Origin of the sequence: Paenibacillus sp. BT-177 (assembly GCF_025846815.2) — a bacterium.
GTDB classification, from domain to species: Bacteria; Bacillota; Bacilli; order Paenibacillales; family Paenibacillaceae; genus Paenibacillus; species Paenibacillus polymyxa_C.
Genome location: NZ_JAOYTP010000015.1, coordinates 1 through 17,456, shown reverse-complemented (window position 1 = coordinate 17,456; position 17,456 = coordinate 1). Strand labels below are relative to the sequence as shown.

The following is a 17,456-nucleotide window of genomic DNA, read 5'->3' as shown; positions in this document are numbered from 1 at the left end:
GCGTTTACGTAATAAAGGCCCAGAGATTGTATTCTCTAGACCTAGGATTAAATCTTGCTCTATTCAAGCATTAACTTTCGTATTAAGTTTTAATTTATATGAAAGGATTATATTTTTTCAATAAGTGATTGTAATTTTTGCTTCAACTCATCTTTTGAAAGGACTGACTCCAGAATCTGGTTGAAGGTTTCGAGCGCTCTATCAAATTTCTTTTCACCAAAATCGGTCATGCTTGTATAGATTCCCCGACGATCATCTTCGCATATATGTCTTTGCAAAGCTCCGCAGCTTTTTGCTTCCATTCTGACTACCAGTCTAGATAATGCACTTTGGCTTAACCCAACCATCTCTTGTAAATGCTGCAATCTCAATTTCTTTTCCTCAGTTTGAGATAAGAAATACAGAACCAAAAATTCATTTAAGGATAAACTATAGTTTTCTTGAAGTGCACGTTCCAATTCATCGTTTATGTTCGATTGGAGTTTAGTAAGGGACAGCCAAATATTTAAAAGTTCGATAGTATTGTTGTTATGCATTTCGACTCATCCGTTCTATTCTGAAGTATAAATTACACACATTATAGGAGTCACCATAGGGAATAATTAATTCTATCAGGGTTACTGGAAATGGTCAAAACAACACAAAAACACCTTTCAAATCAGCTTCCATGCTTAGGAATGCATTTTCTGAAGGTGTTTTGTTTTGAAATTGATTTTAATTTGCAAATTATTTATGGTCAGATACTTTTCTGCGCATTCCAGCCAGTCCTATCAAACCAAGCAAGCCAAGCCAACCCCAATCTATATCGTTGTCATTATCTACGGCGTTTGCTCGTACATTGTTAGCGTTATAAGTTGAATTGTTACTTTGATAAGGGTTTTGAGCTGGGTCATTGGCTGCATTTACATTTGGACTTTGTGCTAAAGAAGGGGTGGCTAAAGCTGCAAACAAGCAAATGGAAGTTACCGCTGTGACTATTTGTTTCTTCATAAAAAGGAATCCTCCCTGAAAGTGTGATGCATATAATTTCTCCAAAAATCCGCTCCTTATTCTATTGTGTATTTACAAATTTATTTGGATACTTTTAATCATTAATTGGAACTATAAGATTGGTGTAAAAAATATTAAAGGAGCGGTTATGATGGGAATATTAAGTGGGAATCCAAAAGATGAACCTATGCACTATGGTGAAATTTCCGGTGTTTGGCAATTTTCATTGGCCGCGAAAGGAGCTCTGTCTTTCTACCAAGCGTTCCTGAATCATGCAGGTGATAAGGATTTGAAAAAAATATTGGACGCACTCATTGATCAAGCAAAACTTGAAATTAAGGAGTGTGATATGCTCCTTACTGACAATGGGATTGCCCCAGCGCCAGCCTTACCAGAAAGACCTCCAGTGAAACTTGAAGATATTCCTGTTGGTGCGCGGTTTACTGACCCGGAGATCGCCGCTAAAATTGCGTCTGATACATCATTGGGACTGGTGGCTTGTAGTCAAGTGATGGGTCAATCCATCAGAGAGGATATAGGGGCTTTGTTTGCAAAATATCATGCTACCAACACTGCTTTAGGCGTTAAGATTCTTCAAATGTCTAAAGAAAAAGGATGGTTAATTCCACCTCCTCTCCAAGTGAAAAGACCCGAAGCTGTTGAAGTGTAAAACAGACTAAAATTTCTGCTGACTATATTCAGGGTAGATTAAACAAGAACCCCCTTTGTCCTCACTATGAGGATAAAGGGGGTTCTTTCACGAGCCATATCCGCCTGCCCATGCTCTCAAATTATTTCATTCCAGAATCTGTGAAAGACTCTGCGTTTCTTTTAAATCGATCTTCGAATCACGCTTTTGGTCGCTGCTGCTTCAAAAATGGTTTCGATCAGCACCAGTACACGGTGCACTTCTTCGCTTTTGATCGCAAGCTCGGCTTTTCCTTCGATGGTGGAGACAAAATTTTCGTAAAAGCTTTCTGCTGCAGCAGGTATTTTCTCAATCGGGAACTTAAGGGTAGATTCCTCAGATGGCGGTGCCATCGTTTTCGTCAACCCTTGACCTGCTTGAATCGGTTTGGGTTCCACGTGAGCGACATCTGGATTTCGGGTGACAATCTCTCCGCTCAAATCCCAATCCTTGATCACTGCGGTTCCTTCAGTTCCTTTAATATACCAACGCGGCAACTTTACGTAATTCGTTGTACCTACTTCAATGACCGCTGTAAGACCGTCCTTGAACTCAATCAAGCTGGTAAAGCCGTCATCCACTTCTGTCCCCAGAATATAACTTAAGGTAGCAGTCACGCTTTCGATTTGGCTGTCCGTAATCTGAAGAAGCTGGTCCAACAGATGCACTCCCCAATCCAACAGCATTCCTCCACCATACGCCTTTAATTGCCGCCAGTCTCCTGGAATGCCGTTAGCTCCCTGAACCCGCGATTCCAGGTGGAAAAGATCGCCAACGGTCTTCTTGCTGATTATATCTTTGACAATCCGGAAGTCTTCATCCCATCTGCGATTCTGATGTACTGTAAACAGACGATTTTCTTGCTTGGCCACCTCGACAATATCTAAGAAATCTGCGCTTGTTATCGTAACTGGCTTTTCACAAATGACATGTTTGCCAGCTTGCAGTGCTTGGATCGCGATTTCTTTATGAACGTCATTAGGCGTTGCTATTAATACAATATCTACGTCCTGATCGCCGAGAACAGCCTCTAGACTGGCATATGTTTTATAGCTGGCTGCTGCAGCCAATTCCATCCGATAATCAACAATATCATATACACCGCCAATGGCAAGCTGCTCAATAGGTTCAATTAATTGAACATGGTAGCTTCCCATACCTCCATAACCAATAATAACTACATTGTATTTCCGATTGTCCATTTTCATTTTCCTTCCACTCCTAAATTGAGCCACCACCTATCAAACGGTTGCTCACGGATCGAATTCAATTGTAAATAGGTTATTGCCAAGCAACTATCCGTAAGATGTTATTGCATACGCTTTCATTATAAAGGAAATCTTTCCCCAAAAAAAGGGGTTATTATGATCTAGGTGGTTTAAAGAAGTTGTATGTAACAACGAGCAGTCTGAATCAATTAATTACGTACATGCGACACCTTCAAAAAATCTGCAATCCTATTTCTTAGAGCATATTTATTAAGTTGTCTCGCATGGAACCGGCCATCCTTGCTGCAAATTTTGCTTTTCACAAGCTTCCTCATATGACTCTTGATCCTTCAAAGATATTATGGCAGTTCGAAAATGTCTCCCGAAGACTTTAATTTGAAATCATGAATCAGTAATTCGTTTTTTGAATGTTGCTTCCTCCTTACGAGGGGTGTTTTTCACACCCCCACATGGGTTTACCAATAAATGTCCATCCTTATTGTGGCTGTAAGTTTGCGTAGCTCAGCTCTTTCTATCTTCTTTGGTAATCAAAGAGCTGTAGGCGGGAATCTTCACCGTATCTTTCTTTACTTTCAAATCCTTTGAGCTGGAGAAGACTACTTTCCTCTTCTGCTTATCCCGATCTTTCATCTGGAGGGTAACCGACTCTCCTGACAGGTTATGATATACATACAATGTTTCTTTGCCTGAGGAACGTTTGTATGCTGCCACGTTGGCAGAACCTGCTTGGAACGGTTCTAGATTGTCGCTGCGAAGAGCCTCATGTTCTTCCCTCAGGTGGATAAGCGTACGGTAGCTTGCCAGCAGGGAATCATTGTCCCGCAACTGCGCTTCCACCGATACTTCGCCTTTGTTGTATTTGGGCTCCTCCCACTTCGTTTGACCGAGACCTTCTCCCTTGTACCAGCGCATAGGCTCCCGAAGAAACTCATCGGGCTTCTCTCCCTTCATGCCGATCTCCTCCCCGTAATAGAGAAATGGCTGACCCGGCAGCGTCAAAAGAATGGATGCAGCCAGTTTGGCTTTTTGCACATCCCCGCCCAGCTCGCTCATAACACGGGTCTGGTCATGATTGCTTAGGAACGGAGCATCGAGTGCCACCTTATTGTATGATTTGTACAGCTTCAGCGTTTTCTCTGCGAATGTTGCGATACCCTGATCCTGGCCGTTTTTCACGGAGTTCAAAATCGTTCCGCCCAGATCAAAATTAAACAGAGAGTGGAGCGATTCGTAATAAGGAGCTATTGTCTCCGGTTTATCCCATACTTCTCCTGCCAGATATACATTTGGATTTATCTTTTCCATCTCGGAACGGAACTCATTCCACCACGCAATGTTTTTATCTGCGCCATCCTTCGTTTGCCCTTTAAAAATATGCATCGCCGCATCAAGCCGGAATCCGTCTGCACCCTGCTGTAGCCAATACTTGCCGACTTTGATCATTTCCTTGCGGACTTCGGGATTGTCAAAGTTCAGATCCGGCATCCCCGACCAGAAGGTACCGTAGAAATATCCTTCGCCATTCGGATTTTTATGCCATACCTGCTGGCCCCATGATCCCTTCTCATCCAGATTTGTATTCTCATCTGCCCATACGTAATAGTCATGGTATTTGCTTTGCGGGTTGGCGCTGGCCTCCTTGAACCAAGGGTGCTCGCTGCTCGAATGATTGATAACAAGGTCGATGATCACCTTGACACCCTTTCTTTTCGCTTCTTTCGTCAAGGTGCGGAAATCATTCAGATTCCCGTACTGCGGGTCCACCTGATAGTAATCAGTTACATCATATTTATGGTAGCTTGGAGACGGATTCAGTGGCATGAGCCAGAGACCGCTGACCTGCAAATCCTTGCCCGAACGGGGATTGCCATCGTTTAAGTAATCTAGCTTCTGTGTAATACCCTTTAAATCACCATGTCCGTCCCCATTCGAATCATAAAAAGAATTAATATAAATTTCGTAAAACACGCCGCTTCCAGCAGAATTCGGAGGCTTATGCCCGTTCATATCCTGCTCGGCCATTGCACCTGAGGTGAACATCGTGAGCATAGGCACCGTTAACAGGATCGTGGACCATTTTCTTAAGCGTTGGTTACGAGTCAAAACATATCAGCTCCTTTAATTGTTATGGGTGCGCCTTCATTATAAAGAAAAACCACCCAAAAAAAGGGGATATTATTATCTATTATAGTGGAAAATATCGATTTTATTGTTTGATGTCGTTATCGAACAAACAGCCTGGGTTAGAGGATCTGTTGGTGATCCTTAACCCAGGCAGTTTGCTTGAAAGTCTATTTTTATCCTTTTACAGCGGAACCTACCGTCATCGCCCGCTCTACTTGTTCACTCAAGAACAGATAGACGAGTACCATCGGTAAGGAGGCAATAGTCATAACAGCACCCATCGCTCCCCAATCTGTACTATAAGAGCCTTGGAAGAAAAGCAAGCCTAGCGGCAATGTCTTCATATTTTCATCAGAAATGAGAATATAGGCCAAAGTGAATTCATTCCAGTTGTTCAAAAACTGAAAAATGGCTACAGTCGCAATTGCAGGTAATGCAAGGGGTACAATGATTTTCAGGAACAGTCTATAAATATTAGCTCCATCCATGCATGCAGCCTCTTCAATCTCCTTAGGGATTCCCGTAAGGAACCCATAGAAAATCATGGACGAGAAAGGAAGGCCAATTGCGATATAAGGAAGAATAAGAGCTCCATACGTATTCGTTAGATTAAAATCGCGAACCAGAATCGCCAGCGGTATCATGATAACCTGAAGTGGCATAAACATTCCTATGGTCATATAAGTCCGAACGGTAGAACGAAATCTCCACCTCATACGAGCCACTGCAAAGGCAAACATCAGAGCCAGTAAAAGGATAAATAGAGTCGAAATCGTTGATACGACCAGACTGTTTAGAAAGTAACGGGGAATATTAAATTGTGTCCAGGCATTGATGTAATTTTCGTATCGAAAATGCGTTGGCAGTCCAAATGGGTTAGAGACGAAGATCTCATCGTTGTTCTTTAACGAATAGGATACCATCCAAAACAACGGGTAGACCGAAACAATTAGATACAACCACAGTGGTATCTGCAGGGCAGCATGTCTGAACTTGCTCAAAGCGGTTTTACTCATTTCGTTCTCCTTTTCAATACACGCCTTATCAGGCGGTTTGTCCGCGGTCGAACAGCTTATTGATAACTACAGTTGCCAAGAGCGAGATTAATACAAGTAGCACGGATACAGCACACGCATAACCATAGTTGCTCTCCATAAAAGCATAGCGATAAATCATGAATGTCAGTGTATAGTTTGTAGTACCGGGCCCACCATTTGTCATAATCAGCATCTGCACAAACGCCCCTATTCCAGAGGTTATCGCGATAATGAAGCAAAATTTGTACGTTTCTCTCATTAAAGGAAGCGTAACATGCAGATGCGCTTTCCATTTGCTGCAACCGTCAATCGTGGCAGCCTCAAAGTAGTCTTCGGGTATTGACTTAACTCCCGCATATAACAACGAGAATTGGTATCCCATAAACTGCCAAGCATTAACAAAGGCGATGGCAATAATGGATGTTGTTGGGGAGCTCAACCAATTTTGCTGATACGGAATGTTCAAGAGATCAAACAGTCGGTTGATTAATCCGTTGGTTGGATCATAAATTGCAATCCACAGCTGGCATACCACGGTTACCGATAGGACAACTGGGATAAAATAAGCGGTTTTCAGTATTTTCCGCCCGCGTGTACGTGGGTCCGCACAGATTAGTGCCAATATCGTTCCCAGTCCGATTTGAAAGACTGCCAGTACAATTGCAAAGATCAATCCGTTCTTAAGCGAAGTAGCAAGTAGAGGATCAGAGAACAACTCCCGGTAATTATTCAATCCTGAAAAAGTCAACGTACTCAGGCCATCCCAATCATAAAAGCTGCGAAGAACGGTTTGCAGAACGGGATATATCAGTATCACGCTATACAGTATCAAAGCAGGGAGGAGAAACAGTGCGAGCGCTGATTTGTTCCCCAAATATTTATTCATGTCTTGCTTCCACCCCTTATCTTTGAAACAGCCCCCCCAGCGCCTTATGCGCCAAGGGTTGCCATTCCCTGAATTCTCAGTTTTCTTTATTCAATGTGTTATTCAGATTGCTTACAAAATCGTTTTCTGAAAAGTTGTCTACCATCATATTCTGAGTATTGTCATTAATCGTGTTCTGAATTTTTGTATTACTCAGAAGTTGAGCATATTCCTGCGCATTTGGTAACAACTCTTTAACAACTCGCTGCATCATTGCTGGAACATTGGAGGCCATTGGTTTATCAACTTTCACTGGAACAATTGGACTTCCAAGCTGGGAGTATCTGTACTCTGCTGATTTTGAGGCAAGGAATGCCGCTACCTTTACGGCTGTTTCCTTATTTTTGCTATTCGCTGATACTGCGTAACCTTGTGGAGAACCTGAGCCGTCAATAAAATATTTGGAATTCTCGTAGGTTGCTTCATCCTTTGCAGGCCAGTACATCCAGTCGACTTGATCGCCCAGCTTTTCCTGGGAGCTGTAGATTTCCCATTGTCCATTTACGAACATGGCAGCTTTGCCCTGATAAAATAGGGACGATGCCTGATCATAATTGGTGTTCGTGGCGTTGGCATCGAACAATCCGGCTCTTTGCAGTTGCTTCATCTGCTGTGCCGCTGTTACGAATGCTTCTGGCAATGCTTTTACACCCTTCTCCTCAAGTGCTCCGAATCCACGTGGTTGCTCTCTTGTAACCAGCCCATTATAAAAAGCGGTCGTAATCCATTTTTCTTTAGCAAAGATTGACATCGGTACATAACCAGCAGCTTTCAACTTCTTAGCTGCATCGGCCATCTGGTCAATCGTCTTAAGTGGTGTCTTGATTCCTACCTTCTCAAAAATTGACTTGTTGTAATAGATCATTTGGAATTCAATACCAGTCTCGGGATAAGCATACACATGATTATCAGGAGCTACCAAACGCGATTCCACACCTGGGTTAAGATTCTTTTTGAATTCGGCAGTTGTGTCATAGTTGTCCAGCACCTCGACATTTTTCGATTTTGCAAAAGTTTGCAGGACAGGCCAATCCGCTAAATAGATATCTGGCATGTTGCCCGTTGCTGCATAAGTTTTAAGCTTCTGTCCCCCGTCCTGCACGGCAGGATCTAGTTCAATTTCTACGTCTGGCATCTTCTTCTTGAGCTCTTCCACCGCATAATCGAACGGCTTTATGGTATCGTCATCGAAATGCTGCGCATACACCTTCAATTTAATCGTTCCGTCCCCTGATCCGTTATTGGAAGAGGCTGAGTTGTCTTCACCACAAGCGACCAATCCGACGGACATGGTGAGCACTAGCAAGGCTGCACTCCAAATTCTGAGATTTTTTTTCATTTGTTTTTCCCCCTCATGAAGAGTCTTTGATGATTACGCTTTCATTTGCTTGACTACAGTATACCGCTGCCTCTTTTCTTCTTTAAGGAATAAAACGGGTATTATCAGTAAAAAACGGGACAAATAGAGCAGCGGTCCTCCATATAGGAAAACCGCCAGGCTTAAATCGATGTGTTCTGCCTCACAAGGCAGATGCTACCTCTTTTTGAGTTGTTCATATTCTGTGGGTGTCATACCAAAGCGTTTCTTGAAACATTTGCTGAAATAATTAGGGTCACTGTATCCTACACTTTCGGCGATTTCTGACAGCTTCCGATTTCCTTTCAGCAAAAGCTCCTTAGCCTTCTTCATTCGGATGTGTGTAATATGATCCACTATGGAAAAGCCAGACTCCTTGCGAAATACGCGGCGCAGGTAGCTGGGATCGACGAATACTCCGCACGAAACCTGCTCAGCAGACAGCTCTGAGTCTGCATAATGTTCCTCAATATAGTTGATCGCCGCCGCAAATAAATTGGAAGCCTTCGTCGGACGCATATTCTCCATCAGTTGGATCAGCTTGCGGTATAGGGTGAGCATCCAACCTTCAGCAGCCTCCCAGGAATCTAACTCCCGCAGCCGTTCGTAAGGAGAATTGTCTCCTCCGTTTTCCCATAGCTGGTCATAAGGAATGCCTCGTTCACTGGCAAAGGAAAGGGCTAAAGATACGATTCCCATAAGCATCGCATCTGCATATTCGTCTCCCCAGTTATATTTACTAAGCTGACGGATTGCCTTGCGGACCTCCTCTAGCGTTTCACTGTCTTTCATTCGGAGGTCAAGCACAACCGCATCGCGTAGATGGCCCAAATCAGGCATACCTGCTCTGCTATGCAACGCTTCGCCGCCCTGTCCCCTTAACTCTGCGCTTTCGCTCTCCTGTGGAAGCACTGGTAATTTCGGCTTAATACGCTCCAACATTGAAAGCATTTCTTCGGCATTGAACGGTTTCAGCAAATAATCCTGCACTCCAGTTCGAACGGCCTTCTGTAGATACTCAAACTCGTTATGCCCGGATATGAATACAATTACGATTCGTTCGAACTTGACTTTCAATCTCTGGGCTAATTCAATTCCGTCAATAAATGGCATATTGATATCAACGAGGGCAAGATGCGGCTGATGCCGCTCGGCTTCCTGAAGCGCTTCCCGCCCGTTCCTTGCTTCGCAGCAAACTCGAAAGCCGTGACTTTCCCAGTCTATCTTAATTCGCAGAAAGTCTCGGAACAGCGGCTCATCATCAACAATCATCACTTTATACATCTTGGTGTTCACTCCCCTTTGGCAGCGTTGGTAGCGACAGGTCAACAATGGTTCCCTCTCCGAGAACACTCTGCACGGATATCCCGTACTCCTCGCCAAAATACAGGCTCAGCCGTTGCTGAACACTGTAGGTACCGATTGATCGTATTCCTTCTTTCGGTAAATGTCTGGACATAATGTTCTGAACTTGAACTTCGTTCATTCCCACACCGTTGTCCTCTACCCGGACGATCACCCTATCGTTCTGTTTAAAAGCGAAAATACGGATAAAACCTTTGGTTCCTTTCTTTTTAAGACCATGGTAAATCGAATTCTCGACAAGTGGTTGGAGCGAGAGTTTCGGAATCGGTGTACCCGCAAGCTCTGAAGGGATATCCACTTCATAGCGGAACACATCGGGATAACGGATTTGCAGAATTGTCAGGTAATCATCCGTAATCTGAGCTTCCTTCTCTAAAATAATGAGTTCCCGTCCCTTATTCAGCACCATTCGATAAAAATCTGCCAGCGCCTTCGTAGTATCTCTAGCCTCATCATTACGATCCAACTCATTCAGTGCATAAATGGTATCTAAAGTGTTGTACAGAAAATGCGGTTTTATTTGAGCGGACATCAGTGCAAGTTCATATTCACGCTTGCGGTTTTGTTCCTGCCTAACTTCATCCAGTAACTCCCTAATCCGTCTTATCATAAAGTTAAAAGCTTCAGCAATGGTACCGATTTCATCTTCTGTTCGGACTGTCGCAACCGATTGTAAATCGCCGGTTACTACTTTTCGCATGGCTCTAGTCAGTTGTTCGAGCGGGCTAACGACCATTTTGGACAGAAAGCTAGCACCGAGCCAGGAAAAAGCAAGACAGAATACGCCGATTAAGAGTGAAAGCCTTACATTTTGCCGGACATCAGCTGTAAGCAGGCTAAGAGAAACAATATTGACTAGCTTCCAACCCATTCGGTTATAATCATTGACCGTTACGAGATTGCCGCCGTCCTCAAATGAGCATGTTTTTGGGGACACATTAGATCCACAACCTTGGATGGCCTCCGCCAACTGTGAACTCACTGGCTTCATCAGCATCCCATTGTCTTCTGCCACAGCCACACGCATCTCGTTATCTAAAAAATAATAAGATTTGTTCGTATCGGGATCGCTGGAACGAAAATAATCAGACAAACCTTCTTCCTTTACCAAAAGAAAAAGCGTTCCATAGGGGTCGCCGGTGTCTATATTAATGACCATCTTTCCCAGCGTCAAAACCGGAGAGTTTGGATCTGGTGTTAGGAAATCTCTTTTCTCCATATCAAACCAAAGTGCCTGTCCATAACTTTCAGATTCCCTTACCCGTTTGAGCATGCTATCGACTTTGCTATCATCCCCACTTTCGGTATAAGAAGCGAAAATTGTTCCTTCAGTATCAATAAATACCGCCGCATCCACCTCGCGAAAGATAGACAAGTCAATAGATAGGCGGCTTTGCATCAGGTTTCCAAATTGAACACGATCCATAGCAGTATCAGGTCTAGCGCCGTATGAATCATACATGCGGTTAATATTCGTGACCATAATATTGGCCGCTGTTTCCACACTACTGAATATGTAGTCGGTCCGGGACAGGATAAGCTGCGATTCGTCCACTACGTTGCTGGTAGTTTGCTCTATCAATGAACGGCTGAAAAGTTGATTGGACACAAGTCCAAGAATGAGCAGAGAAATAATGATTAGCGGGAGAAATACCGCTATAACCTTGCTTTTAAAGCGAAGGCGACCAAACCACTTACGAGCTAGGGACAGAATATTCAAATAAACCCCCTCCGTCATCAAAGAATATTCATCATGTTAACACAACTAATCTGAACAGTAGTAGAACTAAAATAATGTTAAAAAAATTCAACGCTCCATCTTGAAAGTGGCAAAAGGATATGTTAGGATAAAGTCGATTTTTAGTAAAATTATTAACTAAAAAGGTGTGAGCTCTTTGGCAACCATTAAAGACATTGCCCGCGAAGCGGGTGTGTCTGCCGCAACCGTTTCAAGGGTTTTAAATAACGATCTGTCACTGTCCGTGAGTCCAGACACCAAAAACAGAGTTTTTTTAATTGCTGAACAGCTTGGGTATAAGCCTTCCCGGCTGAGGCAGTTAAAGCGGAATACGGAACGTGCCGGGAAAACGGTCGCCCTCCTGCTGTGGTGTTCCATTGAGGAGGAAAGGGACGATCCGTATTACGCCTCAATCCGCCGTGGAATCGAACTGCGCTGTGAAGAGCTTGGCCTGACATTGGGGCAGACGCTGAGAGGCCGCTCATCTCTGGGCACCTTGCAGAAGGCGGACGGTCTGATTGTCGTAGGAGGCGTTGATCCTGAAGAGGTGTCCAAGCTGTATCCGGACAAGAACACCATTGTCCTTGTTGACCAGTACCATGAGCAGCTGGAATACGATTCCGTACGACTCCATTTCCGGCAAGCGGTTGATCAGGCACTCGGACATCTGCTCGACCTTGGCCACCGACAAATCGGATTTATCGGCGGCAAGAGCGATGGAGAGCGAAGGGCGCATTATTTTGAACGATTCATGCGGGAACGAGGATTGTACAATCCTCAATTCGTCCGGGTAGGTGCCTGGAGTACAGCGGATGGATATCTCATGATGAATGAGCTCCTAGCCGAGCAGGAACGACCAACAGCCTGCTTCGCTGCAAGTGATCCGCTCGCCATCGGTGCTCTCCGCGCCCTTCATGGACATGGAGTCAAGGTACCAGAAGATATGGCTGTTGTCGGCTTTGACGACATTGAGATGGCGGCCTTCGTTCAGCCTCCGCTAACTACAGTGCGTGCCTATCCCGAACAGATGGGAAAGGCTGCTGTGCAGCTGCTCTCTGAACGGTTTGAGGGACGTGAACCACCTGCGTACAACGTGATCGGGACTAAGCTTGTCATACGGGAAAGCTCATGCTTAAACAGTAAAATCAATTCTTAAGAGTCATTTGTCATTGATAAGTATCCTTACGTAAAACAATCGAGATGATAACCCCTAAGGAGTGAATATCATGAACATTCATGTTAACGAGGCGCTTGGTTTGTTTCACCTGCAGTCCAAGGATTGCAGCTATATTATCCAACTTGCAGAAGGATATCCTGCACATGTCTATTGGGGAGCTCAACTTCATCATGACCAAAGTCTTGCAAGTATATTGGAGCTTAGAGAGCGCTGTTCCTTCTCCCCCACTCCCGATTCTTCCAGTCGTACGCTTTCTTTGGATACGCTTCCACAGGAATATCCACAGTATGGAACAAGCGACTTCCGTCAGCCGGCTTATCAAGTTACGCTTGCGGATGGAACTCGGACTACGGAGCTAAAATATAGTGGTTACCGTATTGAACCGGGTAAACCCAAGCTCGAAGGACTTCCTTCCGTTTATACCGAATCGGATGATGAAGCAACAACTCTCTTGTTGTTCCTCGAGGATCAACATTCAGGCCTTAAGACTACACTGCTTTATACTGTGTTTGCGAACCACAGCGCAATTGCTAGGTCTACTCTTTTTGAACATAAGGGAAGCGCTGTCATGAATATTGAGCATGCGATGAGCGCCTCTGTCGACTTCGCCGATTCCAATTACCAAGCTCTCTATTTATCTGGTGCCTGGGTTCGGGAGAGACATATCCAGCGCCGCGATCTTGGGCCCGGCGCCATTCGCTTGGAAAGCCGACGGGGCTCCAGCAGTCACCAAATGAATCCTTTTCTGGCACTGCTTCGTCCTGATGCAACTGAAGATCGTGGGGATGTGTACGGCTTCAGTCTAATTTACAGCAGCAACTTCGTCGCACAGGCGGAAGTAGAGCAATTTAATCAGACTCGTGTAAGTATCGGAATCAATCCTTTTGACTTCTCCTGGCGGCTTGAACCGGGTCAGTTATTCCAGACCCCTGAAGCCGTGCTGGTCTTTTCCGAAGAAGGTCTTGGGGGCATGTCGCGCACCTATCACCGACTCTACCGCACACGTCTGTGCCGGGGAACTTATCGCGACAAGGAACGCCCGATTCTCGTGAACAATTGGGAAGCCACATATTTTGACTTCGACGCCGATAAAATTGAGGCGATTGCCAAAGAAGCGGGACCTCTTGGAATTGAGCTATTTGTCCTTGATGACGGTTGGTTTGGCAATCGTGACAACGATAACAGTTCGCTTGGAGACTGGTTCGAAGACCGCCGCAAGCTACCTGGTGGTCTTACCGACTTGGCCAAACGAGTTAATGAACAAGGATTACAGTTTGGCTTATGGGTTGAGCCGGAAATGGTATCACCTGATAGTGAACTGTACCGCACCCATCCCGACTGGTGCCTGCATGCAGAAGGTCGGCGGCGGACGGAAGGTCGATCCCAATTGGTGCTTGATCTCTCCCGCAAAGAAGTATGCGATTACTTGTACGAGACGCTTAGCTCAGTATTCTCGATCGCTCCAATTACTTATGTCAAGTGGGACATGAATCGTAATATGACGGAGATCGCTTCGGCTACCGCTACTAGCGAACGTCAAAAGGAAACTGCGCACCGTTATATGCTCGGACTATATGATCTGCTGGAACGCCTGACCTCACGGTTCCCGGATATCTTGTTTGAAAGCTGTTCCGGCGGAGGCGGACGATTCGATCCAGGGATGCTCTACTATATGCCGCAGACATGGACCAGTGATGACACTGATGCTATTGAAAGATTGGCGATCCAGTACGGCACCAGCATCGTGTATCCGACCAGTACTATGGGGGCCCACGTATCGAACGTGCCGAACCACCAGGTGGGACGAAACACTTCCCTCGCCATACGTGGCGACGTGGCAATGAGCGGGAATTTTGGCTACGAACTTGACCTTACTGCATTTACAAATGAAGAAAAAGAGCTCGCTGCCAGACAAATTGCCCAGTATAAAGAAATCCGTTCCCTTGTACAGCAGGGAGATATGTATCGACTTCTTAGTCCGTTTGAAGGCCGAGGCGATACTGCCTGGATGTTTGTTAGCGAGGACCAGTCCGAAGCTTTTGTCGCTTACTTCCGTGTGCTGGCTGAGCCAAATGGACCTATCCGGCGACTAACTCTAAAAGGACTTGACCCAGCCAAAAAGTATATAATCGAAACCGGTGCGACCGGCAATACTTCAGATCCTATTAATACCTCGGCTGAAGATGGCGTTTCCCCTTTCCGTGTAGCGTTTGACGGCGAAATTTTTGGAGGTGACCGCTTAATGAAAATTGGGCTTGTTGTCTCGGATCTTACTGGGGATTTTGCCAGTTCTACCTTCCGCCTTAAAGCGATCTCCTGCTAATCAAAATGAAGGGATTTGCTTCAATATCGCAATAGGAAATAAAAGGAAAAACGGATTCGTTCTACAACGAATCCGTTTCTCTTTATTCAGACATCTCAGTTCATAACAGTCCTTGATTTTCCTTTTCCATATCATACTATGCAATTTTAACCTGCTAGAGTCTGACTTCAATTTCTTATTATCTAGTATTCTAAAGATGTATGGTTCAGTACGGGAGGCAATGAAAGTACACTACTCGGTAGTTCCATCAAACTTGCTATTTCATAAGTGGGTTGAATGCCGGATGTATTTGTTTTTCTCGCAGGGTTGAACCAGCAGGTATCAATTCCGTACTTATTCCCTCCTTGAATATCAGAGGTTAAAGAATCGCCCACCATAAGGACCTTACTTTTATCTGAAATAGCTAGCTTGGTAAATGCGTAATCAAAAATTTCGGCCTGCGGCTTTTGGTAACCCACTTCTTCTGAAATAATTATCTGCTCAAACACATGACGCAACGGGGAAAGCTGAATTCTGGAGGTTTGGACCTCTTTTATTCCATTCGTAATGATCGCCAATCGACACTCAGATAGTACGTCACATAATTCAACAGCTCCGTCCATCAAAAAAGCTCCTTCACCCAAATAACGTAAATAAGCAGCACTAAAGTCGTCTGGATTGAAGTCTAGCTTATGAACAGTAAACAATCGTTTAAATCTTTCCACCCGCAGCTGTGCCGAGGTAATAAGTCCTTCCTCTGCCTCTCGCCACAACGAGCTGTTGATCTCATCATAGCTAGATTTATACTCAGTGGCCCCTTGCGGCAATCCAAATTGGGCAAACGTATTATGTAGCGCATGACTCTCTGCCATTTTAAAATCAAACAGCGTATCGTCAACATCAAATAAAATAATTTCGTATTTCATAACGACCCCCAACCTCCATGTCATAACTTTGCTATATGGTTAAGTTCCATGAACTATAGACTTGTCCCAAATAGGATATAGAAAAACGGAAATAGACTATCAATACAGTATGATCTCCCGGTAATTATACAGAACCTCATTGATTCGTCAAGTCATGGAACACGCCATAATTGAATTAAACTTGCTGATCCTTGCTATTGTGCTCCAAATATCAAAAAAGTCGACTCCTTATAATAGGAATCGACCGTTTTAAAATCCTAGTGATTTTCATTAATCCATTCGGTTAATGTTTGATCAAAATAATGAGGTTCTTCAAACATCGGATTATGCCCACTATGTTCAAAAACCACCTTTTTTACGTTCGTATAGCTATCATCGACCCGATCCCATAATGAAACAGGCGCGACTAAGTAATCAGATCTCCCAAGACCAATAAACACGGGCTTATCGACATCCTCCAAAGACTGTATCAAATTCATCTTTCCGAAGGCTTCTCCCCATAAATAATCTATGATAGGCATGTTCGTGTGTACATCATTCCACATATAAGCTGCATCATAGGTATAATCATAAAAGCTTTGGGCTCCCATACGTATACACATGTGAACAAATCTTCTATCGGGCTCTCTTTTGATATCATTCTCTAATAAAGCAATTTCCTTTTCAAAACGGTCCTTTCTTTCTGGACTGGCCGTTTCATAAAAGAATGAAAAGCTTTGCCGCTGTCTTTCTTGGCTGTTCGTAGGTGCTGAATTTAATAGCACCACTTTTTCAACATAGCCTGGGAATTGTTTAGCATATTCCAAAGCCATAAAAGCATGCCCGGAATGTCCTAATATAATAAATGTATCTATATAGAGGCATTGTCTTGCTGTTTCTATATCATTAATGACTTTATCCAAAGTATAGTCTTCTGGTTTTAAAGCACGAGTCGGTTTTGCAAACCCTCTATGATCTAAGAAAATAAACTGAAACTTTTTATATAAATGGTCTGAAAATAAGCGAGGATAATATACACTACTGCCGATCACCAATATCGGCTTTCCGTTACCTCTTATAGTATATTTCAGCTCAAATCCATCACTAATAACTGTTTGATAAGTGCTCATCTTCATCGTCTCCTTTTCTTCTTTAAATCACTCCCTTTCCGTTGTTTAAATCCCTTGTATTCTCCATAGATCGTTCCAGCACTACAACTCACCTCTGAAAGTCTGTTTATTTTATGAGAAAAGTTTAACATGATTTTTTCTAAAACAAAACCGAATTTGGATCTTCTAATCTTGCCGTACAAGTCGGAGATACAAAGTGGCAAAAGGAGATTACCGTAAACTTCAAGCCTTAAGTGTCCTCCAGCAGCAGCACTATACAAGGAACAACCAGAATATTGTAGTGCTTTTAACTAAGGGCATGCCATGAGCCTTTCATATGAATGATAAATGAATCGGATATACAAAAAGAACACAGCCATTAAGGCTGTGCTCTTTTTTTGTGCTTGGCAACGTCCTACTCTCCCAGGACCCTGCGGTCCAAGTACCATCGGCGCTGGAGGGCTTAACGGTCGTGTTCGGGATGGGTACGTGTGGAACCCCTCCGCTATC

General features: G+C 44.1%; 14 protein-coding genes and 1 rRNA gene. 3 read left to right on the top strand and 12 right to left on the bottom strand.

Annotated features, from left to right (window positions below; translation table 11 throughout):
• Nucleotides 1–107: 107 nt before the first annotated feature.
• On the bottom strand, nucleotides 108–536 hold the full coding sequence (locus tag OIU26_RS24320; RefSeq protein ID WP_025678381.1) for a MarR family winged helix-turn-helix transcriptional regulator: 429 nt from the start codon (nucleotides 534–536) through the stop codon (nucleotides 108–110).
• Between the two features lie 190 nt (nucleotides 537–726).
• Nucleotides 727–990: a WGxxGxxG family protein gene (locus OIU26_RS24315; RefSeq protein WP_264218284.1), complete on the bottom strand. Its 264-nt coding sequence runs from the start codon at nucleotides 988–990 to the stop codon at nucleotides 727–729.
• Nucleotides 991–1,141: 151 nt separating this feature from the next.
• On the opposite strand from OIU26_RS24315, the gene OIU26_RS24310 reads away from it, so the two are divergent.
• Nucleotides 1,142–1,660: a DUF3231 family protein gene (locus OIU26_RS24310; RefSeq protein ID WP_264218328.1), complete on the top strand. Its 519-nt coding sequence runs from the start codon at nucleotides 1,142–1,144 to the stop codon at nucleotides 1,658–1,660.
• Nucleotides 1,661–1,821: 161 nt separating this feature from the next.
• Here the strand turns inward: OIU26_RS24310 and OIU26_RS24305 are convergent, their stop codons facing one another.
• The 7 genes from OIU26_RS24305 to OIU26_RS24275 all read right to left on the bottom strand — a co-directional run bounded on the left by OIU26_RS24305 (nucleotide 1,822) and on the right by OIU26_RS24275 (nucleotide 11,435).
• The gene (locus OIU26_RS24305; RefSeq protein WP_264218283.1) at nucleotides 1,822–2,886 is read right to left on the bottom strand and encodes a Gfo/Idh/MocA family protein; all 1,065 of its coding nucleotides are present in this window, start codon (nucleotides 2,884–2,886) and stop codon (nucleotides 1,822–1,824) included.
• A gap of 522 nt (nucleotides 2,887–3,408) precedes the next feature.
• Nucleotides 3,409–5,010, bottom strand: a complete 1,602-nt coding sequence (locus OIU26_RS24300; protein WP_264218282.1) for an alpha-amylase family glycosyl hydrolase — start codon at nucleotides 5,008–5,010, stop codon at nucleotides 3,409–3,411.
• Nucleotides 5,011–5,204: 194 nt separating this feature from the next.
• Entirely contained in the window at nucleotides 5,205–6,047 is an 843-nt protein-coding gene (locus OIU26_RS24295; protein ID WP_013371135.1) for a carbohydrate ABC transporter permease, read from the bottom strand.
• A 28-nt stretch (nucleotides 6,048–6,075) separates the two neighbouring features.
• Nucleotides 6,076–6,954 carry a carbohydrate ABC transporter permease gene (locus tag OIU26_RS24290; RefSeq protein WP_025678388.1) on the bottom strand — a complete coding sequence of 293 codons (879 nt, stop codon included), beginning with the start codon at nucleotides 6,952–6,954 and terminating at the stop codon, nucleotides 6,076–6,078.
• A 76-nt stretch (nucleotides 6,955–7,030) separates the two neighbouring features.
• Nucleotides 7,031–8,332 (bottom strand): ABC transporter substrate-binding protein, encoded by a 1,302-nt coding sequence (locus tag OIU26_RS24285; RefSeq protein ID WP_025678389.1) that lies wholly within the window; start codon nucleotides 8,330–8,332, stop codon nucleotides 7,031–7,033.
• 195 nt (nucleotides 8,333–8,527) lie between these two features.
• A complete protein-coding gene (locus tag OIU26_RS24280) occupies nucleotides 8,528–9,634 on the bottom strand; it encodes a response regulator transcription factor (protein WP_025678391.1) in 1,107 nt (368 codons plus the stop codon).
• On the bottom strand, nucleotides 9,627–11,435 hold the full coding sequence (locus OIU26_RS24275) for a sensor histidine kinase (RefSeq protein WP_025678396.1): 1,809 nt from the start codon (nucleotides 11,433–11,435) through the stop codon (nucleotides 9,627–9,629). Before OIU26_RS24275 ends, OIU26_RS24280 begins: the two co-directional genes overlap by 8 nt.
• A gap of 175 nt (nucleotides 11,436–11,610) precedes the next feature.
• On the opposite strand from OIU26_RS24275, the gene OIU26_RS24270 reads away from it, so the two are divergent.
• Entirely contained in the window at nucleotides 11,611–12,609 is a 999-nt protein-coding gene (locus tag OIU26_RS24270; protein WP_090739222.1) for a LacI family DNA-binding transcriptional regulator, read from the top strand.
• Nucleotides 12,610–12,679: 70 nt separating this feature from the next.
• Nucleotides 12,680–14,953 (top strand): alpha-galactosidase, encoded by a 2,274-nt coding sequence (locus tag OIU26_RS24265; protein ID WP_264218281.1) that lies wholly within the window; start codon nucleotides 12,680–12,682, stop codon nucleotides 14,951–14,953.
• A gap of 182 nt (nucleotides 14,954–15,135) precedes the next feature.
• Here OIU26_RS24265 and OIU26_RS24260 read toward each other — a convergent pair whose 3' ends face one another.
• From OIU26_RS24260 to rrf, 3 genes are all read right to left on the bottom strand, one after another.
• Nucleotides 15,136–15,858 (bottom strand): YjjG family noncanonical pyrimidine nucleotidase, encoded by a 723-nt coding sequence (locus OIU26_RS24260; RefSeq protein WP_264218280.1) that lies wholly within the window; start codon nucleotides 15,856–15,858, stop codon nucleotides 15,136–15,138.
• A gap of 257 nt (nucleotides 15,859–16,115) precedes the next feature.
• On the bottom strand, nucleotides 16,116–16,967 hold the full coding sequence (locus OIU26_RS24255) for an alpha/beta fold hydrolase (protein ID WP_264218279.1): 852 nt from the start codon (nucleotides 16,965–16,967) through the stop codon (nucleotides 16,116–16,118).
• Between the two features lie 381 nt (nucleotides 16,968–17,348).
• Nucleotides 17,349–17,456: ribosomal RNA gene (gene rrf / locus OIU26_RS24250) — 5S ribosomal RNA — on the bottom strand; the annotation flags it as partial.